Source organism: Rhodococcus sp. CH91, assembly GCF_022554085.1.
Lineage (GTDB): Bacteria > Actinomycetota > Actinomycetes > Mycobacteriales > Mycobacteriaceae > Rhodococcus.
The window spans coordinates 1-613 of the sequence record NZ_JAKFYR010000036.1 but is presented as its reverse complement, the minus strand read 5'-3'; the positions used below and the strand labels follow the sequence as shown (position 1 = coordinate 613).

Sequence of the window (613 nt, the reverse complement as noted above, 5' to 3'; positions counted from 1 at the left end):
GTCGGCTTCATCGTCACCTTCCTCTTCGGTGGCCTGACCGGTGTCATCCTGGCGAGCCCGCCGCTGGACTTCCACCTGCACGACTCGTACTTCGTGGTGGCGCACTTCCACTACGTGCTCTTCGGCACCATCGTGTTCGCGACCTATGCCGGCATCTACTTCTGGTTCCCGAAGATGACCGGACGCATGCTCGACGAGCAGCTCGGCCGCTGGCACTTCTGGCTGACCTTCATCGGCTTCCACACCACCTTCCTGGTGCAGCACTGGCTCGGTAACGAGGGCATGCCGCGTCGTTACGCCGACTACCTGCCGTCCGACGGGTTCACCACCTTGAACACCATCTCCACCATCGGTGCGTTCGTCCTGGGTGCGTCGACGCTGCCGTTCCTGTGGAATGTGTTCAAGAGCTACCGCTACGGGCAGGTCGTCACGGTCGACGATCCGTGGGGTTACGGCAACTCGCTCGAGTGGGCCACCACCTGCCCGCCGCCGCGGCACAACTTCTACGAGCTGCCGCGGATCCGTTCGGAGCGTCCGGCCTTCGAGCTGCACTACCCGCACATGGTCGAGCGGATGCGTGCCGAGGCCCATGTGGGTCCGGGCAGCGACAAGC

At 64.3% G+C, this 613-nt stretch carries 1 protein-coding gene; it reads left to right on the top strand.

Annotated elements, in window-relative coordinates; translation table 11 throughout:
• The coding region (locus tag MOM01_RS22960; RefSeq protein WP_241387754.1) for a cytochrome c oxidase subunit I at window positions 1–613 on the top strand (613 nt) is incomplete at both ends.